This window comes from Streptomyces sp. NPDC024632, assembly GCF_055559175.1.
The window spans coordinates 244,443-267,969 of sequence record NZ_JBVHLD010000003.1 but is presented as its reverse complement, the minus strand read 5'-3'; the positions used below and the strand labels follow the sequence as shown (position 1 = coordinate 267,969).

The 23,527-nt window shown below is 73.5% G+C and carries 19 protein-coding genes and 1 pseudogene; 14 read left to right on the top strand and 6 right to left on the bottom strand.

What is annotated here, in order from left to right:
• Positions 1–165: 165 nt before the first annotated feature.
• From ACZ37P_RS08495 to ACZ37P_RS08485, 3 genes are all read right to left on the bottom strand, one after another.
• Positions 166–750: a TetR/AcrR family transcriptional regulator gene (locus ACZ37P_RS08495; protein ID WP_401304393.1), complete on the bottom strand. Its 585-nt coding sequence runs from the start codon at positions 748–750 to the stop codon at positions 166–168.
• 106 nt (positions 751–856) lie between these two features.
• Positions 857–1,858: an aldo/keto reductase gene (locus ACZ37P_RS08490; protein WP_467345615.1), complete on the bottom strand. Its 1,002-nt coding sequence runs from the start codon at positions 1,856–1,858 to the stop codon at positions 857–859.
• 200 nt (positions 1,859–2,058) lie between these two features.
• The gene (locus tag ACZ37P_RS08485) at positions 2,059–3,537 is read right to left on the bottom strand and encodes an MFS transporter (RefSeq protein ID WP_391160256.1); all 1,479 of its coding nucleotides are present in this window, start codon (positions 3,535–3,537) and stop codon (positions 2,059–2,061) included.
• 245 nt (positions 3,538–3,782) lie between these two features.
• Here ACZ37P_RS08485 and ACZ37P_RS08480 point away from each other — a divergent pair, with 245 nt between their 5' ends.
• The 14 genes and pseudogenes from ACZ37P_RS08480 to ACZ37P_RS08415 all read left to right on the top strand — a co-directional run bounded on the left by ACZ37P_RS08480 (position 3,783) and on the right by ACZ37P_RS08415 (position 20,390).
• On the top strand, positions 3,783–4,721 hold the full coding sequence (locus ACZ37P_RS08480; protein ID WP_467345613.1) for a helix-turn-helix transcriptional regulator: 939 nt from the start codon (positions 3,783–3,785) through the stop codon (positions 4,719–4,721).
• A gap of 370 nt (positions 4,722–5,091) precedes the next feature.
• Positions 5,092–5,886, top strand: a complete 795-nt coding sequence (locus ACZ37P_RS08475; RefSeq protein WP_467345611.1) for a DeoR/GlpR family DNA-binding transcription regulator — start codon at positions 5,092–5,094, stop codon at positions 5,884–5,886.
• Between the two features lie 59 nt (positions 5,887–5,945).
• Positions 5,946–7,130, top strand: a complete 1,185-nt coding sequence (locus ACZ37P_RS08470; protein WP_467345609.1) for a sugar ABC transporter substrate-binding protein — start codon at positions 5,946–5,948, stop codon at positions 7,128–7,130.
• Positions 7,127–8,701, top strand: a complete 1,575-nt coding sequence (locus tag ACZ37P_RS08465; protein WP_467345608.1) for a sugar ABC transporter ATP-binding protein — start codon at positions 7,127–7,129, stop codon at positions 8,699–8,701. The genes ACZ37P_RS08470 and ACZ37P_RS08465 overlap by 4 nt, the downstream gene beginning before the upstream one ends.
• Positions 8,698–9,801 (top strand): ABC transporter permease, encoded by a 1,104-nt coding sequence (locus ACZ37P_RS08460; protein WP_467345606.1) that lies wholly within the window; start codon positions 8,698–8,700, stop codon positions 9,799–9,801. Before ACZ37P_RS08465 ends, ACZ37P_RS08460 begins: the two co-directional genes overlap by 4 nt.
• Before the next feature lie 50 nt (positions 9,802–9,851).
• Positions 9,852–10,796 (top strand): 2-deoxy-5-keto-D-gluconate 6-phosphate aldolase domain-containing protein, encoded by a 945-nt coding sequence (locus tag ACZ37P_RS08455; protein WP_391047442.1) that lies wholly within the window; start codon positions 9,852–9,854, stop codon positions 10,794–10,796.
• Between the two features lie 89 nt (positions 10,797–10,885).
• On the top strand, positions 10,886–12,343 hold the full coding sequence (locus ACZ37P_RS08450) for an FGGY family carbohydrate kinase (protein ID WP_467345605.1): 1,458 nt from the start codon (positions 10,886–10,888) through the stop codon (positions 12,341–12,343).
• Positions 12,340–13,227, top strand: coding sequence for a shikimate dehydrogenase family protein (locus ACZ37P_RS08445; RefSeq protein WP_391160242.1), 888 nt, complete (start codon positions 12,340–12,342; stop codon positions 13,225–13,227). Before ACZ37P_RS08450 ends, ACZ37P_RS08445 begins: the two co-directional genes overlap by 4 nt.
• Positions 13,227–14,258, top strand: coding sequence for an alcohol dehydrogenase catalytic domain-containing protein (locus ACZ37P_RS08440; protein ID WP_355344599.1), 1,032 nt, complete (start codon positions 13,227–13,229; stop codon positions 14,256–14,258). The genes ACZ37P_RS08445 and ACZ37P_RS08440 overlap by 1 nt, the downstream gene beginning before the upstream one ends.
• Positions 14,255–15,319, top strand: coding sequence for a cyclase family protein (locus ACZ37P_RS08435; RefSeq protein ID WP_467345603.1), 1,065 nt, complete (start codon positions 14,255–14,257; stop codon positions 15,317–15,319). Before ACZ37P_RS08440 ends, ACZ37P_RS08435 begins: the two co-directional genes overlap by 4 nt.
• A gap of 149 nt (positions 15,320–15,468) precedes the next feature.
• Positions 15,469–16,221, top strand: a pseudogene (locus tag ACZ37P_RS08430) (aldehyde dehydrogenase family protein); the annotation flags it as partial.
• Positions 16,222–16,339: 118 nt separating this feature from the next.
• The gene (locus ACZ37P_RS08425) at positions 16,340–16,927 is read left to right on the top strand and encodes an aldehyde dehydrogenase family protein (RefSeq protein ID WP_467345601.1); all 588 of its coding nucleotides are present in this window, start codon (positions 16,340–16,342) and stop codon (positions 16,925–16,927) included.
• A gap of 160 nt (positions 16,928–17,087) precedes the next feature.
• Positions 17,088–17,330, top strand: a complete 243-nt coding sequence (locus ACZ37P_RS08420; protein ID WP_467345599.1) for a 4Fe-4S dicluster domain-containing protein — start codon at positions 17,088–17,090, stop codon at positions 17,328–17,330.
• Between the two features lie 171 nt (positions 17,331–17,501).
• Positions 17,502–20,390: an FAD-binding and (Fe-S)-binding domain-containing protein gene (locus tag ACZ37P_RS08415; RefSeq protein ID WP_467345597.1), complete on the top strand. Its 2,889-nt coding sequence runs from the start codon at positions 17,502–17,504 to the stop codon at positions 20,388–20,390.
• A gap of 104 nt (positions 20,391–20,494) precedes the next feature.
• Here ACZ37P_RS08415 and ACZ37P_RS08410 read toward each other — a convergent pair whose 3' ends face one another.
• From ACZ37P_RS08410 to ACZ37P_RS08400, 3 genes are all read right to left on the bottom strand, one after another.
• A complete protein-coding gene (locus ACZ37P_RS08410; RefSeq protein WP_391047428.1) occupies positions 20,495–21,310 on the bottom strand; it encodes a DeoR/GlpR family DNA-binding transcription regulator in 816 nt (271 codons plus the stop codon).
• 121 nt (positions 21,311–21,431) lie between these two features.
• On the bottom strand, positions 21,432–22,016 hold the full coding sequence (locus ACZ37P_RS08405) for a MarR family winged helix-turn-helix transcriptional regulator (RefSeq protein ID WP_467345594.1): 585 nt from the start codon (positions 22,014–22,016) through the stop codon (positions 21,432–21,434).
• Complete coding sequence (locus tag ACZ37P_RS08400) at positions 22,013–23,434, bottom strand: MFS transporter (RefSeq protein ID WP_467345592.1); 1,422 nt, start codon at positions 23,432–23,434, stop codon at positions 22,013–22,015. The genes ACZ37P_RS08405 and ACZ37P_RS08400 overlap by 4 nt, the downstream gene beginning before the upstream one ends.
• Between the last annotated feature and the right edge of the window lie 93 nt (positions 23,435–23,527).

The following is a 23,527-nucleotide window of genomic DNA, read 5'->3' as shown; positions in this document are numbered from 1 at the left end:
GCCACGGGGTAGAAAAAACGATGAAAAAAAAAAGACACCCCTACCACCCCCCCCCCCCAACCCGCCCCCCCCCCCCCACCGCCCCCCCCCCCCCCCCCCCGTTCCCCCCCCCCCCCCCCCCCCCCCCCCCCCCCCCCCCCCCCCCCGCCCTCGTCGTCCCGTGCGTCAGTCCGCGCGCAGTCCGCGCAGCACCAGCTCGCACACCGCCGTGAACTCGGCGTCGACGCCCGGCAGGGTCCACTCGGCCGCGTGCGCCGGGTCGTGGAAGCGGCAGGTGGCGTCCCAGACGGCGCGGGCGGTGGCCGCCCGGTCGCAGGGGGCGAACTCACCGCGCCTGACGCCGTCCGCGACGATCCCGGCGAGCTGGTCGATCGTCTCCTGCACGTGGCGGCTGACGGCGCCGCTGTTGTCGCGCGCCAACACCTGGAAGGTGGCGAAGAGTTCCGGGTCGAGCCCGGCCTTGCGCCGCTTGGCCGCGAAGAGTTCGGCGAGCCAGCGCGGCAGCCGCTCGGGCGCCGGCCCGTCCTCCGCGGCGATGTCCGCGAGCGCCGCGTGCGCCTCGGCCAGCCACTTCTGGGTGACCGCCTCGCGCAGCTCCGCCTTGCTGCGGAAGTGCCGGTAGACGCTGCCGTGGCTGACCCCGAGCGCCCGCGCCACATCGACCACCGTGGCCTTCGCGGGGCCGTAGCGGCGCAGCACGTCCTCGGTGGCTTCGAGGACGCGGTCACGGGTCAGGGGCTCCGGCGGCATGGGAGAGGCGGCCTTTCGGCGGGTCGGGACACGGCTTCTGCGACGGCGACGGCCGCCGTGATCGCCGGGGCCGTCGCCGTCCAGTGTGCGGCAGGGCGCCGCCGGCTCAGCGCTCGCTGTCCAGATGGTTCATCTGCCGGGGGTCGTAGCGGGTGCCCGCGACCTCCGCGGCCGGGACGGCCCGCTCGATGTCGGCGATGTCCGCGGCGTCCAGTGTCAGGTCGAGCGCGGAGAGCGCCTCGGTGAGCCGGTCCCTGCGGCGGGCGCCGATCAGCGGCACGATGTCGTCGCCGCGGGACAGCACCCAGGCGATGGCGGCCTGCGCGACCGTGACGCCCTTGCCGTCCGCGACCTCGCGCAGCGCCTCGACCAGGCCGAGGTTGCGCTCCAGATTCTCCCCGGAAAAGCGCGGGTTGTAGCTGCGGAAGTCGCCCGCCTCCGTGCCGCTGCCCCGGGTCCAGTGGCCGCTGAGCAGCCCGCGCGAGAGCACGCCGTACGCCGTCACGCCGATGCCGAGGTCGCGGGCGGTGGGCAGGATCCGGTCCTCGATGCCGCGCGAGAAGAGGCTGTACTCGATCTGGAGGTCGGCGATCGGGGCGACGGAGGCGGCCCTGCGCAGCGTCTCCGCGCCGACCTCGGACAGCCCGATGTGCCGGACGTGCCCGGCCTGGACCAGCTCGGCGATCGCGCCGACGGTCTCCTCGATCGGCACGTCCGGGTCGACGCGGGCGATCCGGTAGATGTCGATGTGGTCGGTGCCGAGCCGGTTCAGGGAGTACGCGAGGAAGTTGCGGATCGCGACCGGGCGGCCGTCGTAGCCGCCGAAGCCGCCCTCGACATCGCGCAGCGCGCCGAATTTGACGCTGATGACGGCCTGGTCGCGGCTGCCGGGGCGGGCCCGCAGGGCGTCGCGGATCAGCAGTTCGTTCAGGCCCATGCCGTAGAAGTCGCCGGTGTCGAGCAGGGTCACGCCCGCGTCCAGCGCGGCGTGGATGGTGGCGACGGACTCGGCGTCGTCGGAGGCGCCGTACGCGCCGGACATGCCCATGCAGCCGAGGCCGAGGGCGGAGACGACGGGTCCTGTGGTGCCGAGGGTGCGGGTGCGCATCGGTGGGGGTCCCCTTCGGGGTCGTCGGCGGGACGGGTGTGCGTTCCCACCGTCACATGTGGACTGACAGATATCAACATCTGTCAGTCCACATGTCGTGCGACCGTGCCCCCGGGGGGCCGTCCTCGGCCCGGGGCGGTGGGCCGGTCCTCTCGGGGGCGCGGGGCCCGGCGCCCCCGTTCGGGCCGGTGTGCCCGTCGCTAGACGATTCTGCGCGGCAGCCGGGTGCTCAGCGCGACCGTCGCGACCACCGCCGCGAGCTGCGCGACCAGCGCCCAGACCAGGGCGTCCCGTACGCCGATCGAACCGGACAGGGTCAGGAACAGGGTGCCGAGAGTGGCCACGCCCAGCGCGAGGCTGGACTGCTGGGTGGTCGCCATCGCGCCGCTGCCGACCCCGGCCTGCGCGGCCGGCACCTCGCTGAGCACGATCCGGAGCACCACCGGCAGGACGAAGCCCTGGCCGAAGCCGATCACGGCCATGCTCGGCGCCAGCTCCGCGATGCTCAGACCCGTGCCGCCGTAGTGGAAGGTCGCGGCCAGCGCCACCAGGCCGACGCCCTGGACCAGCGAGCCCGCGGTCACCACACGGCGGCCGAAGCGGGCCACCATCCGCGGACCGAGCAGCGAGGCGGCGAAGAAGGCGGCGCACAGCGGGGCCAGCGCGGCCCCCGCCTCCAGCGCCCCGAAGCGCAGCCCGTCCTGCATGGCCACCGCCACGACGAACATGAAGCCGCCGAAGCCGAGGCAGAAGGGCACGATGAGCAGCAGACCGCTGCGCACGCTGTGGACGCGCAGCAGCGACGGCGGGATCAGCGGATTGCCGCCGTCGCGCTCACCGCGCCGCTCGACCGCCACGAAGGCCGCCGCGGCGAGCGGGAAGACCGCGAGCAGCACCCACGACCACAGCGGCCAGCCGGCCGCCCGGCCCTCGGTGAGCGGCAGCAGCAGGGTGATCAGCGTGACCGCGAGCAGTGCGGTGCCGGGCTTGTCGATACGGGCCGGGTGCGCGGACCGCGTCTCCGGCACCGACTTCAGCGCCAGCGCCAGCGCGACGGCCGCCACCGGCACGTTGACCAGGAAGATCGCCCGCCAGCCGCTGCCCGCGATGTCCGCGGAGACCAGCACACCGCCGAGCACCTGGCCCACGACGCTGGCGATGCCCGCGGTCGCGCCGTAGTAGCTCAGCGCCTTGCCGCGGGCGCCGCCGGAGGTCGCGGACTGGATGGTGGCCAGCGCCTGCGGGAGCAGCAGCGCGGAGGCGGCGCCCTGGGCGACGCGGGCCGCCACCAGGGTCCAGGCGGAGGGGGCGACACCGCAGGCCAGCGAGGTGACGGCGAACAGGCCGAGGCCCCACAGGAAGAGATTGCGGCGGCCGAACATGTCGCCGAGCCGCCCGCCGAGCACGAGCAGCACCGCGTAGGCGACGCCGTAGCCCGCGACGACCATCTCCAGGACCGCGGGTCCGGCGTGCAGGTCGCGGTCGATGGTGGGCAGGGCCACGTTGACGATGAAGAAGTCCACCATCGGCAGCGCCGCGCCGAGCAGCACGGTCAGCAGGCCGAGGGAGCTCAGGCCGGGGGCCGGGGCGGGGGAGTGCGAGCGGGTGGGGACGGAAGAGTTCCGGGCGGGCGCCCCGATGCGGGTCACGCGGGGGAGCACCTGAGCCCGGGAGGTCATGGTGGGTTCCATTCGGTCGGTCACATGGTCCACACTGGACCCGTTCTCAGGGTGGTACCAGAGAGCGTTTATCCAGGTATACGCACCACCTGGCAACCGGCTGCCGGATCGGGCACTCTGGGAATATGACCGCAGACGCCAGCGCTTTCCCGCCGAGCACCGTGACCCCGGGCCCGGGCACTGTCGCCCCGGATTCGGGCGCCGTTTCCCCGGATTCGGTCCCCGTTCCCGCGGGGACGGGGACCGTGTCGCCGGACTCGGCCGCCGCCCCGCTGGGTCAGGGGAACGTCTCGCTGGACGTCTCCGGGGCCGATGTGCCCGAGGCCGCCGCCGCGGAGAGCCGCCGCCAGGAGCTGGCGTCCTTTCTGCGCAGCCGCCGGGAGCGAATCTCGCCGGACCAGGTCGGGCTGCCGCCCGGCCGTCGGCGCCGGACGCCCGGACTGCGCCGCGAGGAGGTCGCACAGCTCGCCGCCGTCGGGGTCACCTGGTACACGTGGCTGGAGCAGGCGCGGGAGATCCAGGTCTCCGGGCAGGTCGCCGACGCCATCGCGCGCGCCCTGATGCTCGACCACAACGAGCGCAAGCACCTGTTCACCCTCGCCGGGACCGCCGACCCGCACCCGCACCTGGAATGCCCCGGCATGTCACCCGCGCTGCTCGCCATGGTCGACCAGCTCGCGCCGCTGCCCGCCGCGGTCGTCAACAGCCGGTACGACGTGATCGCGTACAACCGCACTTACGGCAGGCTGGTCAGCGACCTGGACGCGCTGCCCGTCGAGGACCGCAACGTCATGTGGCTGTCGTTCACCGACCCGCTGTGGCGCGAGCGGATGGTCGACCGCGAGGAGAGCATCCGGCTGATGGCCGCCAAATTCCGCGTCTCGATGGCCCAGCACCTGGCGGAGCCCGCCTGGCGCGAGCTGCTCAAGCGGCTCCAGCAGAACTCGCCCGACTTCCGCGAGATGTGGGAACGGCACGAGGTGCTCCAGCCCGACGGCCACATCAAGCGCTATCTGAACCCCGAAGTCGGCCTGCTCTCCTTCGACTTCACCCACCTGTGGCTCGGCCCGCAGCAGGGCCCCCGCCTGACCACGTACACCCCGGCCGACGACCTCACCCGCGAGCGCCTCAACCGGCTGCACGCGCTGGTCTCCGCGCGGGAGCGGCAGCCGATCGCGGGCTGATCCGCGAGCGAGCCCCGGCCTTCCGGCCGTCGGCGGACCCCCCTTCCGGCCCCCTCCGGCCCCCCTCCGGCCCCCCTTCCGGCCCCCCGTGCCTCCTCGGCACGGGGGGCCGGACGCGTCTGCGGATTTGGAATATCCACACAGACCCATGACAGGTGTGGCGTTTCCATAGGGAGCCTATGGGAGGGAATGCCCGCTTCCTGCTCCTCTAGGTGATCAACACGTCACTCTGTGGTCATATTTGGTCGCTCATCGGCCACGGAATGTCTCATTCGGACACTCTTCCTCGCGCAGCCTCTTGTGGCATTGAGTGGATACAGGTATGAATTCCACACGAAGCAAAAGTGAGGTTGGCACGGAAGGGCCCGCGATGAGCGTTAACGGCACATCCGCGCACTTCGCGGAGGAACGTCGGCGAGCGCTGCTCGACCAGCTCAAGGCCAACGGGCGGCTCGAAGTCGTCGCCGCGGCCGACCGGCTGGAGGTGACGTCGGAGACGATCCGCCGCGATCTGGTGCTGCTGGAGCGCCGCGGTCTCGTCCAGCGGGTGCACGGCGGAGCGATCCTCCTCGACCGTGAGCACCTCGTCCCCGACCTCCAGTCGCGCAGGCGGCTGATGGCGGTGGCGAAGGACCTGATCGCCCACGCCGCGGTCCAGCACATGCCCGACGAGGGCGCGGTGATCATCGACGCCGGGACCACCACCGGCCGGATGGCCGAGATATTTCCCGGCGGTCCCTCGCTGGTCGTCATGACCAACAGCCTCCAGGCGGCGATCGCGCTCGCGGGCAAACAAGGACTCAGCGTCCACACCCTCGGCGGCCGCGTCCGGGCCAACACCCTGGCCGAGGTCGACGCCCCCGCGCTCGGCGCCATCGCGCGCGTCCACGTCGACGTCGCCTTCATCGGCACCTACGGGGTCTCGCCCCGGCACGGCTTCTCCACCCCCGACCCGGCCGAGGCCGCGGTCAAGGAGGCGATGATCCGCGCCGCCAAGCGGACCGTCGTCCTCTGCGACAGCAGCAAGATCGGCAAGGACCACTTCGCCCGGTTCGCCGACACCTCCCAGCCCGATCTCCTGATCACCGACGCCGACGCCCCACCGGAACTGCTGCGGGCCCTGGAGTCCTCCGGGCTGGCGATCGAAGTGGTTCCGGTCCCATGACAAGCGATCCCGCAGACACCGCCGCCACGGCGACGTGTACCACCGCAAAGGAGCGAGGTATGCCTTCCACAGTCCTCACGTCAAGGGCGAGGGCAGCGGTCATCGCTGCCGCGTGCATCGGGCTCGGGCTCGCCACCGCGTGCGCGCCCTCCAACGACGGCTCCGGCGGTGACAGCGGCGCGGCCGACTCCGGGCAGAGCCAGGACGTCAGCCAGTTCGTCACCGCGGTGCGGGCCGCGCAGAAGGGTCCCGAGTCCTTCGCGGGACCGACCGACAAGCCGGTCACCGTGCCCAAGGACATCAAGGTCGCGATCATCCCGTGCGGTGTCGCCATCGGCGGCTGCAACACCCCCGCCGAAGCGGTCAAGGGCATCGTGAAGACCCTCGGCTGGAAGCCCACGATCTACGACGGCCAGTCCAACGCCCGTACCCAGAACAACATGATCCTCAACGCCGTCTCCAACCGGGCCGATGTGATCGCCACGGTCTCCATCGACTCCAAGCTCGTCCAGCAGGGCCTGGAGGCAGCCAAGAAGGCCGGGATTCCGGTGATCTCGATGAACAACGGCACCGGCTCCCCCAACCCCAAGCCCGAACTGGAGCCCGGCCAGATCGACTTCGACCTCGACGTGGCACCCGACTACGGCGCCAACGGCCGGATGCAGGCGGACTGGGTGATCGCCGACTCCAAGGGCACCGCCGTGGTCCAGCCGGTCATCACCAGCGAGTACCTGTCCAACACGGTCACGTACAACGCCTTCGTCGCCGAGATGAAGAAGTGCGCGGCGTGCAAGGTGCTCAAGCCGGTCAACTTCACCACCGACGAGATCGCCTCGGGCGCCCTGGGCACCCGTACCGTCTCGACCCTCCAGCAGCACGCGAACGCCACCTACGTCTACACCGGCTTCGACGCCGCCGCCGCGGCGGAGGTCAACGCGATCAGGCAGGCCGGTCTCGGCGCCAAGGTCAAGCTGGTCAGCGCGGTCGGCGACCCGATCAACCGGCAGTTCATCCGCGAGGGCGACATCCAGGGCGCGACCGTCATCGAGATCCCCTCGCTGTACGGCTACGCGACCGTCGACCAGATGATCCGCACGGTGCAGAAGCAGCCCGCCGTCGAACCGGCCAACGAGGGCGCGATCACGGTCCTGCTCACCAAGGACAACATGATCGGCAACAACGACCAGTGGAAGCTGCCGTTCGACGTCGCCGCCGAATACCACAAGCTCTGGGGCACGAAGTGACCACCCGGGCAACCGATGAGGTCATGGCGGCGCGCTCGCTGTGCAAGACCTTCGGTGCCACCCAGGCCCTGTGGGACGTCTCACTCGGCCTGGTCCCCGGCGCGGTGCACGCGCTGGCCGGGGCGAACGGCTCGGGCAAGTCCACCCTGATCAAGATCATGAGCGGGGTGTTCGGCCCGGACAGCGGCCACCTGCTGGTGGACGGCGCCCCGCAGGAGTGGTCGTCGCCGATGGACTCCCGCGCGGCGGGCGTCGGCGTCGTCCACCAGGAGGCGCCGCTGGTCGACACGCTCAGGGTCGCGGACTGCGTCGCGCTGCTCGGCGGCTTCGAGGGCGTCCCCGCCCTCGGGCTCAGCCACCGGGCGCTGGTACGGCGCGCGCAGCGGCTGCTCGACGAGCACGAGGTGCCGGTCGACGCCCGTACCACCTGCGCCGAACTCGGCCCCGCCGACCGGGCGATGGTGTCCCTCGCCGTCGCCACCGGACAGGGCAGCCGCATCCTCATCCTCGACGAGGTCACCGCCTCGCTGCGGCAGGACGACGCGGAACAGGTCCTCGGCCTGGTCCGCAGGCTCGCCGACCGGGGCACGGCGGTCCTCATGGTCACCCACCGGATCGGCGAGATCACCCAGTACGCCGACCGCCTCACCGTGCTGGCGGCCGGTCGTACGCAGTACGAGGGACCGTCCGCCGAGGTCAGCGCGGCCCGGATCATCGAGTACATGCTCCCTGAGCAGCGGCTGGCCGCCGAGCAGGCGGCCGGGGCCGGGCACCGCAAGGAGCCCGCCGCCCCCGGCTCCCGCGAGGCGTACGGCGCGGGGGCGCCGCCCGTGGACGGCGCGGACCGGACTCTGATGGAGATCCGCGGGCTGACCGGCCACCGGCTCGACCCGCTGGACCTCGACATCCGCGCGGGCGAGATCGTCGGCGTCACCGGCCTGCCCGACTCCGGCGTGGACGAACTGCCGTATCTCCTCGCGGGCGGCGTGCCGCCCCGCTCGGGCACCGTCCGCTTGCGGGGGTTCGAACCCACCCGCGCCTGGACCGCTTCCACCGCCCGCAGGCAGGGCGTGGCGCTGCTGCCCAGGGACCGGCTCTCGCACGGCGGCGTCGCCGTCCTGAGCGTCGCCGACAACATCGCGCTCCCCTCGCTGCGCCGGTTCTGGCACCGCAGGTCGGCGCTGCGGGAGGCGATCGGCCGGGTGATCCGAGAACTCGACGTACGGCCGCGCGACCCCTCCGCCTCCCTCGGCAGCCTCAGCGGCGGCAACCAGCAGAAGGTGCTGCTCGGCAAGTGGCTGTCGACCGACCCGAAGGTCCTGGTGCTCGACGAACCGACCAACGGCGTCGACCCGGGCGCGCGGCTCCTGATGTTCGAAGCGGTCAGGAAACGCGTGGACCAGGGCATGGGCGCGGTCCTGTTCTCCTCGGAGTTCGAGCAGCTCACCGCGTACTGCGACCGGATGGTGGTGCTGCGCCCCGGCGCCGGGGCGCAGGAGATCCCCGTCCCCGACAACCCCGTCAAGCTGGCCAGGATCGTGGCGAGTCCACAGGAGGACGGTCCGAGATGAGCAGAGAAGATCTCGACACAGCGAAGCCCGACGCGCTGACCGGGGGCGCCGTGACCGCCGACCGGCAACCGGCCGCCGACCGGCAACCGGCCGCCGACCGGCAACCGACCGCCGGGCGGTCCCACGGCGCCGGCCTCCTGCGTACGATCGGCGAAGCCCTCATCCAGCGCTACGCCCAGATCGTGCTGCTGGTGGTGCTGATCGTGGTGTTCAGCATGGCCACCCCCAACTTCGCCACCCGGCAGAACTGGACCTCGCTGCTGGTCAGCCAGTCCGTGATCGCGCTGATGACGCTGGCGGTGCTCTTCCCGCTGATCGTCGGCGAGTTCGACCTGTCGGTCGGCTATCTGCTCGGCTTCTGCGCGATGCTCGGCGCCTATCTGACCGGCCAGGGCTGGCCGGTGACCGCGGTGTTCCTCGCGATGGCCGGCTGCGGGGTGGTGGCCGGTGCCTGGAACGGTGTGCTCAACGTGGTGTTCGGCATCAACTCGTTCATCGCGACCCTGGGCATGGGAATCGTGCTCTCCGCGATGACCCTGATGCTCAGCAACGGCGCCATCCTCACGACCGTTCCCGGCCTGGCCAAGACCCTCGGCCGCGGCTACGCGGTGCAGGTCGCCTGGGCGGTGTGGATCGTCGCGATCGTGGCCGTCATCTGCTTCTACCTGCTCCAGCACACCCCGGTCGGCGCCCGGCTGTACGCGATCGGCGGCTCCGAGCGCGTGGCGTTCCTGGCCGGTGTGCGCACCGGCCGGTACAAGATCCTCGCCTTCGGCTGCGCCGGCGGGCTGGTCTCGCTGGCCGCCGTGCTCCAGCTCGGCCAGGCCGGTTCCGTGACCCCCAGTCTCGGCCCCGACCTGCTGCTGCCCGCCTATGCCGCCGCGTTCCTGGGCGTCACCACGTACCGTCCGGGCTTCTACAACGTGCCCGGTGTGATCGTCGCGATCCTGCTGCTCGCCGTCGGTTTCAACGGCTTGAGCCTGCTCGGCGTCCCGTTCTGGGTGCAGCCGCTCTTCAACGGCCTCGCCCTGCTGGTCGCCGTCCTCGCCGCGCGCTTCGTCGCCCGCCGCAGGACCGGTGAACGCCGGGGTCCGGCATGACCCGCCCGTCCGGTCGGCCGCTGCCCCACCCCCTCTCGAAAGGACACACGATGACTGACGTCCCCCATCCGCTCCTGGTCCTGGCCATGGACCACCGGGCGGTGATGCGCGGGCTGTTCGGTGACGCGGTGCCGGCCGCCGAACGCCGGGAGGCGTTCGGCCGGGTGAAGGACCTGGCCTTCGACGCGCTGGTCCGCACGATCGCCGAAGGCGGCACCGACCCGGCCAACCTCGGGGTGCTGATAGACGAGGAGTACGGCGAACGGACCATCCCCCGCGTGCGGGAGGCCGGTTGCTGCCTGGTGCTGCCCGTCGAGGAGAGCCGGTCCCCGGTCTTCGACATCAACACCGGCGAGTTCGTCCTCACCGGCGGCGACGACTTCGCCGCCCGCCTGGACGCGCTCGGCCCGGACATGGTCAAGGCGCTCATCGTGCACAACCCCGAACTGCCCGCCGGGCGCAGGGCCCGGCAGACCGCCCGCGCCCGCCAGGTGCTCGACTGGTGCCAGGCCAACCGGCGGCCCTTCATGCTGGAGATGCTGGTCCCGCCGACCGACGCGCAACTCGCCGCGGAAGGCGGCGACAAGGAGCGCTGGCAGCGCGCGCACCACACGGAACTGCTGCTGCGGACGGTCTCGGAGTACCAGGACGCGGGCGTGTGGCCGCACGTGTGGAAGCTGGAGCCGCTGGCCGCCGAGGCCGACTACGCGGTGGTCGCCGACCACTGCCGGGCCGGGGCGCCGTACCCGACCTCCCTGGTGCTGCTCGGCGGCGGCGCGGACATGGACGCGGTCGCGGAGTGGGTGCGGCAGATCCGCGGGGTGGACGGCTACATCGGCTTCGCCATCGGCCGCAGCCTGTGGATCGACGCCTTCGACGGCTATCTCCGCGGGGACCTCGACGAGGAGCAGGTGGTCGCCTCGATCGCCGGCCGGCTGCGACGGCTGGTCACCGCGTACTCGCTCGGAGAGGACGTGCCGAGCGCGGCGCGCTGACCGGACCGTGCCGTGGCCGTACGGACGGGCGCGCGACCGGTAGACAGGACAAAGCGGCGGATTCCGGATCTTCGGCTGAGGAGGCTGTGATGGCAAGGACGGCATGCGTCGTCGGCGTGGACATCGGCACCACCACGGTGAAGGTGTGCGCCACCGACGAGCGCGGCCACGAGCTGGCGGTGGTCAGGGCCGACACCCCGTGGCGGCTCGCCGCCGGGACGACGGTGCTCGGGCACGAGGACCTGTCCGGCGCGCTGGACGGCCTCTTCCGGCAGCTCGCCGACCGCCTGCCCGGCCGCCACGCGCTCGCCGTCGGCTTCGCGGGCATGGCCGAGGCGGGGTACGCGCTCGCCGCCGACGGCACACCCGTCGCACCGGCCGTGGCCTGGTTCGACACCAGCGGGGCGGACGAACTGGCCGCTCTCCTCGCCGAACAGGGCGACGGCTTCACCGCCACCACCGGCCTGCGGCCCACCACCCGCGCCTCGGCCGTCAAGGTGGCGTGGCTGCTGCCCCGACTGGACGGACGGTCGGCGTCGTCCGCCGGGCCCCGGACGGTTACGTCCACCGCTTCCGGTACGAGGTCCGGCCCGACCGGCAAGGCCGTGAGCTGGCTGAACGTACCGGAGTGGGCCGCCCATTGGGCGGGCGGCCGGGCCACCGCCGAGTGGTCGCTCGCCGCGCGCAGCGGCTTCATGGACGTCACCGCCCGCGAGTGGTGGAAGCACGGCGTGCACCGGGCGGGGCTCGACCCCGCCGCGATGCCGGAACTGCTGCCCGCCGGGTCGCCCACCGGCACCGCGCGGGCCGGTCTGCCGCTGGTCGGCGGCGCGGTCGTCACCGTCGCGGGCCACGACCACCTGGCGGGCGCGATCGGCGCCGGGGCCGTACACCCCGACGACTGCTTCGACAGCCTCGGCACCGGGGAGGCGCTGATCCGCTCCCGGCCCGCCGCCAAGGACCCCGGCCCGCTGACCCGGGCGGTGGCCGCCGGATTCGAGCGCGGCCCGCACATCGTCCCCGGCCGCGACTACCTCTTCGGCGTCCTCGGCACCGGACGCCTGCTGCGTGCCCTGCTCGACGACCGGCTCGGTGCCGAACGGACCCTCGCCGACGTCGACGCGCTCGGCAGGGCCGCGGCCCGCCTGCCCGCGACCGGCCGCGCGGCCGAATTCGCCGTCACCCTCGGCAGCGCGGCCCGGCCGATGGCCCCGCTCGACCCGGCCGCCGTGGTGGCCGCCCTCCACGGACTGCCGGACGCCGAGGCGTGGGCCGTCCTGGTCGAACTGACCTCCTGGCGCTGCCGCGACGCGATCGGCCTGCTCGACGCGCTCGGCGGCCCCGGCAACGCGCTGATCGCCGCGGGCGGCTGGTACACGTCCGGCTACATCAGGGCCGTCCGCGCCCGCGTGCTCGGCTCGGTCCGGCTGCCCGTCGGCGCCGAGGCCGGCGCCTGCGGCGCCGCCCGGATGGCGGCGCTGGCCTGCGGACTCATCCCCGACCTCGGCACCTGGATCGACGACTGGACGGAGTTCACCGCATCATGACGTCCCACCCCATCACCGGGCACACCCGGATCTACGCGCACTTCGCCGACCCGGTGGCCCATGTGCGCACGCCCGAGGTGATGAACCGCTTCTTCCGCCAGCGCGGCATCGACGCGGCCGTGGTGCCGTACCAGGTCGGGGTCGAGGACCTGGCGCAGGCGGTCGCCGCGGCGCGCGCCTGGAAGAACCTGGCGGGCATCGGGGTCACCATGCCGCACAAGGAGCACATCGCCGGGCTCCTCGACGACCTCACCGAGGACGCCGTCAGGGCCGGGGCGAGCAACGTCATCCGCAGGCTGCCCGACGGGCGGCTGCTCGGCGGGCAGTACGACGGCCCCGGCCTGGTCGCGGGGCTGCGCGCGCACGGGGTGCGGCTGGAGGGCGCGCGGGTGCTGCTGCTCGGCGCGGGCGGCAGCGCGCGCGCCGTCGCCATGGCGCTGGCCGCCGCGGGCGTCTCGCACCTGGCCGTCCGCAACCGGACCACCGCCCGCGCCGTCGCCCTGGCCGAGCAGGTCGGCCGCCACTACCCGGCCGTGCGCTGCGAGGTGCGCGAGCGGGACTCCGTCGCCGACGTCGACGTCCTGGTCAACACCACCTCGGTCGGCATGCGCGCCGCCGATCCGCTGCCCGTCGACCTCGCCGCGCTCAGCCCCGCCACGGCCGTCAGCGACATCATCATGAAGCCCGCCAGGACCCGGCTGCTCGACCACGCGCGGCGCGCGGGATGCACGGTCGTGCCCGGCGTCCACATGCTCCTCCACCAACTCGGGCCGACCGCGGACTTCCTCGGCCTCGAACCGACCCTCGAACCCTCCGGCGAACCCGATCCGCCGGACCTCACCGATCCGCTCGCGCACGCGAGCGATGCCGCGGAGGTGGCGTGATGCGTGCTCTCACCCTGCGGGGCGCCCATGACGCGGCGCTCGGCGAGACCGACGAGGAAGCGCTCGGCGCCGACGACGTACGCGTCGCGGTCGCGCGGGTCGGCCTCTGCGGCTCGGACACCCACTTCTACGCGCACGGGCGGATCGGCGCCTTCCGGCTCACCGGGCCGCACGTGCTCGGCCACGAGGCGTCCGGCACCGTCCTGGAGACCGGTGACCGGGTGACCGACCTCGCCCCCGGCGACCTGGTCGCCGTCGAACCCGGCCTGTGGTGCGGCCGGTGCCGCGAGTGCCTGGCCGGTACGTACAACCTCTGCGCGCGGATGCGCTTCCTCGGGATGCCGCCGCACGCCGGGCTGGCGCGCGAGCGGGTGGTGCTGCCGCGCCGCGCGGTGCACGCCGTCCCCGCCGCGATGACCGCCACGCGGGCGGCCCTGCTCGAACCGCTGTCGGTGGCCGTATGGGCCGTCGGCCGGGCCGCCGTACTCCCCGGCGAGCAGGTGCTCATCGCGGGCGCGGGCCCGATCGGCACCCTGGTGGCGCGGGTGGCCCTGGCCGAGAAGGCGGGCCGGGTGATCGTCGCGGATGTCGACGAGCGCCGACTGGCCCGGCTCGCGCACTCCACGCCCGGCGTGGAGACCGCTCACGTCGGCGCCGACCCCGGCACCGCCTTCCAGGACGTGGCCGCCGACCTCGACTGCTACCTGGAGTGCTCGGGCGCGCCCACCGCGCTGGACGACGGGATGACACGGCTGCGGCCGCGCGGCCGGGCCGTACTGGTCGGAGTGCCCGCCGCGCCGACGATCACGCTGTCGTCCACCCTGATCCGCTACCGCGAACTCACCCTCACCACCGTCCACCGCTACGCCCACACCTGGCCGCGCGCCATCGAGCTGGTCTCCAGCGGCGCGGTCGAGGTCGACGACCTGGTCTCCGACCACTACGCGCTGGAGGAGGGGCCGAAGGCGCTGGCCGACGCGGCGGCGGGCAGGGTGGCCATGAAGGCCATGATCTCGGTGGACGCGTCATGACCGGCACGCGGGGCGAGGAGCCCGACGGGGGCCGGGCGGACGGGACATCCGGTGCGGCCTCGGCTTCGACGGCCGGGGTTTCGGGTACGTCGGATGCGTACGACTCGGCTTCGGGTACGTCGGCCGTGCACGACTCGGCTTCGGGTGCGTCGGCCCTCACTGGCACCACCGGCACCACCGGCACCGCCGAGGCCGTCGTCGGCGAACTGGGCGCCGTGGCGCGGCAGACGCCCGAGCGGGTCAGGGACGCTGCCGCGCTGGTGACCCGGGGCCGGGTCTTCTCGCTCAACTGGGACCTGGCCCTGCCCGACCCGCCGATCCTCGGCAGGGGCCGCCACACGCACACCCGTATCGACCTCGGCAACGGCTTCGACGACCGCCTCGACTCCTTCTACCCGCAGGGGTCCTCGCAGTGGGACGGGCTGGCGCACGTGCGCGGCCCCGACGGCACCTATTACGGCGGCCACCGGGCCGCCGACATCGCGGCGGCGGCGGCGGGGCCGCTGGGCATCGAGCACTGGGCGCGGCGCGGCATCGCGGGCCGCTTCGTCCTGGCCGACCTGGTCGGACATGGGCGGCACGGCGGCGACTGCTCCCGCCGGGTCGCCTACACCGCGGCCGACGTGACGGCCGCGCTCGCCGCGCAGGGCACTCAACCGCGGCCCGGCGACGTCCTGTTGCTGCACTTCGGCTGGACCCGGTGGTACGAGGGGCTGGACCGGGCGGCGCGCGAGGCGCTGGCGGCGGAGGGCTTCTTCGCCTCGCCGGGCCTGGCCGTCGATCAGGAGACCAGACGGTGGCTGCGCGGCCTGGAGCTGTCCGCGGTCGCGGCCGACTGCCCCGCGGTGGAGGCCATGCCGTTCGACATGAGCGGGCCCGAGACCTTCCTGCACCACACGCTGATCGCCGAACTGGGCCTCGCGGTGGGCGAATTGTTCGACCTCGCCGCCCTGGCAGAGGACTGCGCCCAGGACGGCGTCCACGAGGGGCTGTTCACCGCGGCCCCGCTCCACCTCACCGGCGCGGCGGGCTCCACCGCCAACGCCCTCGCGCTGAAGTGACGCGGGGACCCGTACGACCCGAAGGAGCTGACGGCGCCGGGGCCACCGGGGCCACCGAGGACCCGACGCCACCGACGATCCGACGCCACCGAGGACCCGATGCCACCGACGACTTCCGACGGCCCCAACGGCCTTGAGAACCACAGGAGATGACCGACAGCATGGACGTCCTGGAGATTCAGTCCCTGGTGGGCGGGCGATGGACCGGCGCCCCGACGGCGGTACGGGACAATCCGGCCGTCCCCGGTCAGCGGGTCAGCCTCAGCGCGGACCTCGACGCCGCCACCGTGGAGCGCGCGCTGGACGCCGCCCACGCCGCCGCCCGCGACTGGGGACGCACCCCGGCCCCCGCCCGCGGCCGGATTCTGGAGCGGGCCGCCGCGCTCCTCGACGACCGCGCGGACGAGGCCGCCCGGGACATCACCCGCGAGGAGGGCAAGACCCTCGCGGAGGCGCGCGGCGAGGTCGCGCGGGCCGCCGACATCCTGCGCTTCCACGGCAGCGAGGGCTGGCGGATCGGCGGCACGACGTACCCCTCGGCCGCGGGCACCGACCTGGTCTACAGCCGACGCGAACCGCTGGGCGCGGTCGCGGTCATCACCCCCTGGAACTTCCCGATCGCCATCCCCGCCTGGAAGTCCGCGCCCGCCCTGGTCAGCGGCAACGCGGTGGTGCTCAAACCCGCCCAGATAGCCCCCGCGGGCGCCTGGCACCTGGCCAGGGTGCTCCAGGAAGCCGGCCTGCCCGACGGGGTGTTCACCCTGCTGACCGGCTCCGGCGCCCGGATCGGTGCCCAACTCGTCGCGTCGCCGCGGATCGACGCGGTCACCTTCACCGGCTCGGTGGGCGTCGGCGCGGGCATCTACACCGCCGCCGCGCCGCGCCGCATCCGGGTGCAGCTCGAACTCGGCGGCAAGAACGCCGTCGTGGTCTGCGACGACGCCGACGCCGCGGTGGCCGCGCATCGTCGCCGCGGGCGGCTTCGGCCTCACCGGCCAGGCGTGCACCGCGACCAGCCGGGTGATCTGCCTGCCGGGCGTCAAGGACGCCTTCCTCGACGCCCTGCGGGAGGAGGCCGCGGCCTACCGGCCCGGCGACGGACTGACCGACGGCGTACGGATGGGCCCTGTGGTCAGCGGCGCCCAACTCGCCACCGATCTGGGCTACGTGGACAAGGCCCTGGCCGAGGGGGCCAGGACCGTGGTCGGCGGCGCGGACCCGGACGGCCTGCTGTTCGGCCCCACGGTGCTGACCGGCGTGCGGCCCGCCGACACCGTCGCCCAGGAGGAGGTCTTCGGCCCGGTGGTCGCGGTGCTCGACGCCACGGGCCTCGACCAGGCCATCGACCTGGTCAACGACTCCCGCTTCGGCCTGACGGCCGGTGTGGTCACCAACGACCTGGACACCGTGCACCGGTTCAGCGCCGAGGTGCGGGCCGGAGTGATCAAGGTGAACCGGCCGACCAGCGGGGTCGAGCTGAACGTCCCCTTCGGCGGGGTCGGCGACTCCTCCACCAACACCTACCGCGAGCAGGGACAGACCGCCGTGGACTTCTTCACCTGGACCAAGAGCGTGTACCAGGCGTCAGCGCCCGGCAGCGCGTCATGACCGGCCCGCGGGCGGGCGCGGAGGGGAAGCCGCCACGTCCGCGGGCCCGGGGGAGGCCGACCGGCCGCACCAAGGGGGGAGCGGCCGGTCGGCCCAATGTCCTGGCCGACGAACGACCTGGCCGACGAACGACCTGGCCAACGAGTGTCCTGGCCGACGAATGTCCTGGCCGACGAGTGACCGGACGCGCGTGCGCCGCCGCGCCCGACACGGCGCGCACCGGCGAAAACGCCCGGCCGACCGCGCAGGCGACGGCGCGCGGGCGCCGTACATCCACCCGGACGAGCGGGTGGACCGCGGCGCGTGGGAGCCGGTCTGCCCGGCCGAGGCGGTCTACTACGAGGACGGCCCGCCCGACGACCGGCGCGGGCACCTCGCCGCCGACCGGGACTCCGCCGCGTGACGGGGCAGCGGGCGGCGCCGGAGAGGTGGGCGGGACCGGTACCGACGCCCCGCCGGCCGCGGGGTGCCGCCGTCGTGGTGACGGCGGCGGGACACGACCTCGCGGCGACGACCTCGTGGCCCCGCCGTCCGGACGCGGCGGGGAAGCGACGACAGGAACGGAACGAACGCGATGGACAAGCCGAACGCACCCCACGGGCCGGGCGACGCGGCGGGCGGCGCCCGCCGCCTGCGTGAACTGCTCGGCCCCAGCGTGCGGTTGGACGCGGGCACCCGTGCGCTGTACTCCTCCGACGCGTCCAACTACCGGGTGCCCCCGGTCGCCGTGGTGCGCGCGGAGTCGGCGGCGCACGCCGTCGACACCGTCGCCCACTGCCACCGGCTCGGGCTGTCCGTGGTGGCACGCGGCGCCGGAACCTCGGTCGCGGGCAACGCGATCGGCCCCGGCGTCGTCCTCGACCTCACCGCGCTCGACGCGGTCGCCGAGATCGACCCCGAGCGCCGTACCGCGACCGTGGGCGCCGGTACCGTCCAGGCCCGCCTCCAGCGCGAGGCCGCGCCGCACGGCCTGCTGCTCGGACCCGACCCGTCGACCGCGGACCGCTGCACCATCGGCGGGATGATCGGCAACAACGCCTGCGGCGCGCACGCCGTGGCCTGGGGCAACACCCGTGACAATGTGGTGTCCGCCCGGCTGCTGCTGGCCGACGGCCGCCAGGTGACGGCCGATCAGCACGGCACGTCGGACGCGGAGTTGAACACCCGGCTGCGGCAGACGGCCGACGCGCACCTGGCCGTCCTGCGGACCGAGTACGGCCGCTTCCCGCGCCAGGCGTCCGGCTACGCGCTGGACGCGCTGCTGCCCGAGCGCGGCTTCGACGTGATGAGTTCGCTCGTCGGCTCGGAAGGCACCCTGGCGCTGGTGCTCGACGCCACCGTACGGCTGGTGCCCGCGCCCGCGGCCCGCGCGCTCGCGGTGCTCGGCTTCCCCGACATGCCCTCCGCCGCCGACGCGACCCCGGCGCTGGTGGCCCTGGGCCCGCTGGCCGTCGAGGGCATGGACCGGCGGCTGGTCGAGGTCGTGGTCCGCCGTAAGGGGGCCGCCGCCGTGCCCGCGCTGCCGCGCGGCGCGGGCTGGCTGCTGGTGGAGACCGGCGGCGCGAGCCTCGCGGAGGCGGAGCACGCGGCCCGCGCCGTACTGGCCGCGTCCGGCGCGGTGGACGGCCAGGTGGTGACCGACCCGGGCCGGATCGCCGCGCTGTGGCGGATTCGTACCGACGGGGTGGGCCTGGCGGGCCGCACGCCCGGCGGGGCCGACGCCTGGCCCGGCTGGGAGGACGCCGCCGTACCGCCGGAACGGCTCGGGGCCTACCTGCGGGACCTGGACGCGCTGCTCGGGCAGCACCACTACGACGGCCTGCTGTACGGGCACTTCGGCGACGGCTGTGTGCACGGCCGCTTCGACTTCGGTCTGCGGGACGAGGGCGGCGCGGCCCGGATGCGGGCGTTCCTCGAGGACGCCGCCGACCTGGTGGCCGCGCACGGCGGCTCGATGTCGGGCGAGCACGGCGACGGCCGCGCCCGCGGCGAACTGCTCGCCCGGATGTACTCGCCCGCCGCGCTGGGCGCCGCCGCCGCGGTCAAGGCGGTCTGGGACCCCGGCGCCCTGCTCAACCCCGGTGTGCTGGTCGACCCGGCGCCGCTCGACGCCGACCTGCGGGTCCGGCCGCAACTGCCCGTCGTCACCGGCGCGTTCGCCTACCCGCACGACTCCGGCGACCTCACCCGCGCCGTCCACCGCTGCGTCGGGGTCGGCAAGTGCCGCGCCGACCTCACGACCTCGGGCGGCGCGATGTGCCCGTCGTACCTCGCGACGGGGGAGGAGCGGCACTCCACCCGCGGCCGGGCCCGGCTGCTCCAGGAGATGATCAGGGGCGACCTGGTGGACGGCGGCTGGGCCGACCCGGCGGTGCACGAGGCACTGGACCTGTGCCTGTCGTGCAAGGCGTGTTCGAGCGACTGCCCGGCGGGCGTCGACATGGCCACGTACAAGGCGGAGGTGCTGCACCAGCGCTACCGGCGCAGGCTCCGCCCGGTGACGCACTACTCGCTGGGCTGGCTGCCGCGCACCGCCGGGCTCGCCACCCGGCTGGCCGGTGTCAGCAACGCGCTGCTCGGCAACCGGTGGGTCGGCGCGCTGGTCAAGCGGCTCGGCGGAATCGACGGACGGCGCGGGCTGCCCCGCTTCGCCCGCCGCACCTTCCGGGCGTCCTTCCGCGACGCCCGCGACGCCCGAGGCCCGCGCACGTCCCGCCCCCGCGTGCTGCTGTGGGTGGACAGCTTCACCCAGTCGTTCTCGCCCGAGGTCGGCACGGCGGCCGTTCGCGTACTGGAACAGGCCGGATACGCCGTCGAGTTGACCGGCCGTCAGGTCTGCTGCGGGCTGACCTGGATCTCCACCGGCCAGCTCGACGGCGCGCGCCGACAACTGCGCCGTACGTACACGGCACTTGAGCCGGCCGTCGCCGACGGTGTGCCCATCGTCGGCCTCGAACCGTCGTGCACGTCCGTGCTGCGCCGGGACGGCGTCGAGCTGTTGCCCGACGACCCCAGGGCGCGGCGGGTGGCCGATCTCACCGTCACCCTGGCCGAGTTGCTCAGCCGTACGCCCGGCTGGAGCCCCCCGGACCTGTCGGGCGTCCGGACCGTCGCCCAACCGCACTGCCACCAGCGGGCGGTGATGGGCTGGCGGGCGGACGAGGAACTGCTGCGCACGGCGGGCGCCGACGTCACGGCGGTCGGCGGCTGCTGCGGGCTCGCGGGCAACTTCGGTGTGGAGCGCGGCCATTACGACGTCTCGGTGGCCGTCGCGCGGACCGCGCTGCTGCCCGCGCTGGAGACGGCGGAGCGCACCGGCCCGGTGCTGGCCGACGGATTCTCCTGCCGCACCCAGATCGACGACCTCGCGGCCGGCGCCGGAGCGGTCCACCTGGCCCAACTGCTCGCGTCCGCGCTCGACGCGTCCGACGGCCGGGCGGTGAAGGACGGCGACGACGGTTAAGACAGTTAAGGGGGGACGGTCAGGAGGGCGACGGTTGAGCGGGCGACGGTTGAGCGGGCGACGGTTCGGCGGGCGACGGCTGTGCGGGCCACGCCGTGACGACGTCAGACCGGCTCGGCCACCTGCACCTCAAGGCCGGCGCCGCGCAGTTCCGCGAGCTGCGTGGCGCTAATTCCCGAGTCGGTGATCAGCAGGTCGGGGCCGTCCACGGGCGCGAAACGGGAGAACAGCGCGGTGCCGATCTTCGAGTGGTCGCACAGCACCACGACCCGCCGGGCGGAGGCCATCATCGTCCGCTTGACGGCGCTCTCGGAGACGTCCGAGGTGGAGAAGCCGTGGTCCACCGTTATCCCCGAGGTGCCCAGGAACGCGACGTCGACCTTGACCTCGTCCAGCGCCCGCAGCGTCAGCATCTCGACCTCGGCGAGCGTGTCGTTGCGGACGCGCCCGCCGGTCGTGTAGACGGCCGCGCCCGGCTTGCCGGTCATCGTGACGGCGATGGGCAGTGAGTTGGTCATCACCACCAACTGCGGCCCGCCTGCGTAGAGATCGGCGAGCCGTCCGGTGGTGCTGCCCGCGTCGATGAGCACCGCGCCGCCGGTCGGCATGTGCGCGAGCGCCGCCGCGCCGATCGCCGTCTTCTCCTCGGCCATGATCCGGGTGCGCTGGGCGAGACCGGGGATGCCGTGCTCGTTGTCCAGCAGGATCGCGCCGCCGTGCACCCGGCGCAGCGCGCCGGTCTGCTCCAGCTCCACCAGGTCCCTGCGCACCGTCTCCGCGGTGACCTGGAACCGCTCCGAGATCTCGACGACGGTCAGCCTGCGCCGCTCCCTGAGCAGCTCCACCAGGGCCCGTCGGCGCTCGGTGGGGAACGCGGGCCTGGCCTCCTCGGCAGCGCGGTCATCGGCTTCTGGCGTCACCGTCCAGACCTTAGACCATCACCCCCTCGGGGACAGGGACAGTCGGCCGGTCGAGGCGGCGGCTGAAACGGTGGCCGCGGCGGCGGCTGAAGCCGCGGTCGAAGCGGTGGTCGAGGCGGGCTCAGTCCTGGGCCGCCAGGGCCGCCACGATGCGGTCGAGCGCCGTCAGATCGGCGGCCGACAGAGCGCTCAGCGACTCCGGCGGGGCGCCCATGATGGCGTTGGCGCGATCCGCGGCGGCGTGGCCCTCGGCGGTGGCCGTCACGATCTTGGAGCGCCGGTCCGCGGGGTGTTCGTGCCGCTCGACCAGACCGCGCTTGGCGAGGTCGTCCACCACCAGCGTCGTGTACGGGCGGTCGGAGGAGAGCTCGGCCGCCAACTCGCTGAGCCGGGCGGGAGAAGCGGCGACCCGGCGCAGCACCTTGACCCGGAAGAAGCTCATGCCCAGCGCTTCCGAGGTCTCCTTGCGGCGCTCGTTGCGCTCCAGTACGTAGGTGCGCAGATTGCGCCAGATCCGCTCCGCGGTGGCATCGGCGGCGTCCGCCGGGCCGGTCGCGTCCGTGCGGCAGGTTTCCCCGCCGCCGGTGACAGCGTCAACGGTGACAGCGTCAACGGAGACAGCGTCGGCGGAGGCCGTACGACCGGCGGAGACCGTAGGACCGGAGACCGTACCGACGGAACTCGTGGCTTCTGGCGTCGTCGTCATGAGGTGCTCACCGGGATTCGGGGGGTGTCGTCTTCTTCGGGCACGAGCAGGTCGGCCGCGCGTTCGGCCGTACCGCGGGCCCAGCGTCCGGTGGTGAGCGTACCGATGAGCAGGACGGAGGCGCCGCAGCCCGAGATGATCCACCAGGCGGTGGTCGGCATTCCGGCGGCCAGCGCGGCGCCGATCACGGCGACGCCCAGCGACTGGCCGATCTGGCGGCTGGTGGACGCCACGGCCGCCGCGACCCCGGCCTGGGCGCGGGGCATGCCGGACACGGCGGTGTTGGTGATCGGGGCGTTGACCAGGCCGAAGCCGATGCCGAACAGGACGTAGGAGGTGAACAGCAGGGCGTTGGACGACTCGGCGTCCAGCACCGCGAAGATCACGCCGCTGGCCGTCATGGTGAGACCGGCGAGCATCAGCGGCAGGCGCGGGCCGCGCGAGGCGACCAGCCGCCCGGACAGCGGCGCGAAGACCAGGCACATCACGGCCATCGGCAGCATGTAGAGCCCGGCGTCGAGGGCGGACAGGCCCCGGTCGTCCTGGAGGTAGAGGGTGTTGAGGAAGAGGAAGCCGCCGAGCGCGGCGAAGCCGCTGACCGCGATGAGGGTCGCGCCGCTGAAGGGCGCGCTGCGGAAGAAGCGCACGTCGATCAGCGGGTCGGTGCGCCGCTTCTCGTACCGCGTCAGGCCGAGCAGCGCGAGCACCGTGACGACGAAGCAGCCGACGATCAGCGGGGAGGTCCAGCCCGCGCCCGAGCCCTCGATGATGCCGTAGGTGAGCGAGCCCAGCAGCGCGATGACCAGCACCTGGCCGACCGGGTCGACGCGGCGCGGCCGGGGCGCGCGGGACTCGGGGATGTAGCGCGAGGTGAGGATCAGGGCGAGCACGCCCACCGGCAGGTTGATCCAGAAGATCGACCGCCAGCCGACGGTCTCCACCAGCGCGCCGCCGACGATCGGTCCGGCCGCCATGGTGATCCCGACGACACCGCCCCACACGCCGATGGCGCGGGCCCGTTCGCGGGCGTCGGTGAAGGTGTTGGTGATGATCGACATCGCCACCGGGTTGAGCATCGAGCCGCCGACCGCCTGGATCATCCGGAAGGCGATCAGCCAGCCGAGACCGGGCGCGAGGCTGCACAGCAGCGAACCGAGCGTGAAGAAGACCAGCCCGATCCGGAAGATCTTCTTCCGGCCGAGTCGGTCGGCCGTGGAGCCGGAGAGCAGCAGCAGTGAGGCGATCACCACCAGATACGCGTCGATCGTCCACTGGAGGCCGGAGACGGAGGCGTGGAAGTCCCGCCTCATCGACGGCAGCGCCACGTTCAGGATCGTGTTGTCCAGGCTGACGATCAGCAGGCTCATGCAGCAGATCCCCAGGATGAGCATCCGACGCCGGTGCGTCAGCTCAGGCATGCGTCCGGGCTCCTCTTGTCGGTTCTTGGCGCTCGTCGCCGGTACGGGGCGGCGTCATAGGTGCTGACACCAACGATTGTACGACCAGAATCA

Excerpts from the sequence above, each read along its gene's own strand:
- ACZ37P_RS08445 (WP_391160242.1), top strand. The coding sequence starts at position 12,340 with ATGACGTCCCACCCCATCACCGGGCACACCCGGATCTACGCGCACTTC.
- ACZ37P_RS08440 (WP_355344599.1), top strand. The coding sequence starts at position 13,227 with ATGCGTGCTCTCACCCTGCGGGGCGCCCATGACGCGGCGCTCGGCGAG.
- ACZ37P_RS08470 (WP_467345609.1), top strand. The coding sequence starts at position 5,946 with ATGCCTTCCACAGTCCTCACGTCAAGGGCGAGGGCAGCGGTCATCGCT.
- ACZ37P_RS08495 (WP_401304393.1), bottom strand. The coding sequence starts at position 750 with ATGCCGCCGGAGCCCCTGACCCGTGACCGCGTCCTCGAAGCCACCGAG.
- ACZ37P_RS08450 (WP_467345605.1), top strand. The coding sequence starts at position 10,886 with ATGGCAAGGACGGCATGCGTCGTCGGCGTGGACATCGGCACCACCACG.
- ACZ37P_RS08435 (WP_467345603.1), top strand. The coding sequence starts at position 14,255 with ATGACCGGCACGCGGGGCGAGGAGCCCGACGGGGGCCGGGCGGACGGG.
- ACZ37P_RS08475 (WP_467345611.1), top strand. The coding sequence starts at position 5,092 with ATGAGCGTTAACGGCACATCCGCGCACTTCGCGGAGGAACGTCGGCGA.
- ACZ37P_RS08455 (WP_391047442.1), top strand. The coding sequence starts at position 9,852 with ATGACTGACGTCCCCCATCCGCTCCTGGTCCTGGCCATGGACCACCGG.
- ACZ37P_RS08415 (WP_467345597.1), top strand. The coding sequence starts at position 17,502 with ATGGACAAGCCGAACGCACCCCACGGGCCGGGCGACGCGGCGGGCGGC.
- ACZ37P_RS08420 (WP_467345599.1), top strand. The coding sequence starts at position 17,088 with ATGTCCTGGCCGACGAGTGACCGGACGCGCGTGCGCCGCCGCGCCCGA.
- ACZ37P_RS08400 (WP_467345592.1), bottom strand. The coding sequence starts at position 23,434 with ATGCCTGAGCTGACGCACCGGCGTCGGATGCTCATCCTGGGGATCTGC.
- ACZ37P_RS08460 (WP_467345606.1), top strand. The coding sequence starts at position 8,698 with ATGAGCAGAGAAGATCTCGACACAGCGAAGCCCGACGCGCTGACCGGG.
- ACZ37P_RS08405 (WP_467345594.1), bottom strand. The coding sequence starts at position 22,016 with ATGACGACGACGCCAGAAGCCACGAGTTCCGTCGGTACGGTCTCCGGT.
- ACZ37P_RS08490 (WP_467345615.1), bottom strand. The coding sequence starts at position 1,858 with ATGCGCACCCGCACCCTCGGCACCACAGGACCCGTCGTCTCCGCCCTC.
- ACZ37P_RS08485 (WP_391160256.1), bottom strand. The coding sequence starts at position 3,537 with ATGACCTCCCGGGCTCAGGTGCTCCCCCGCGTGACCCGCATCGGGGCG.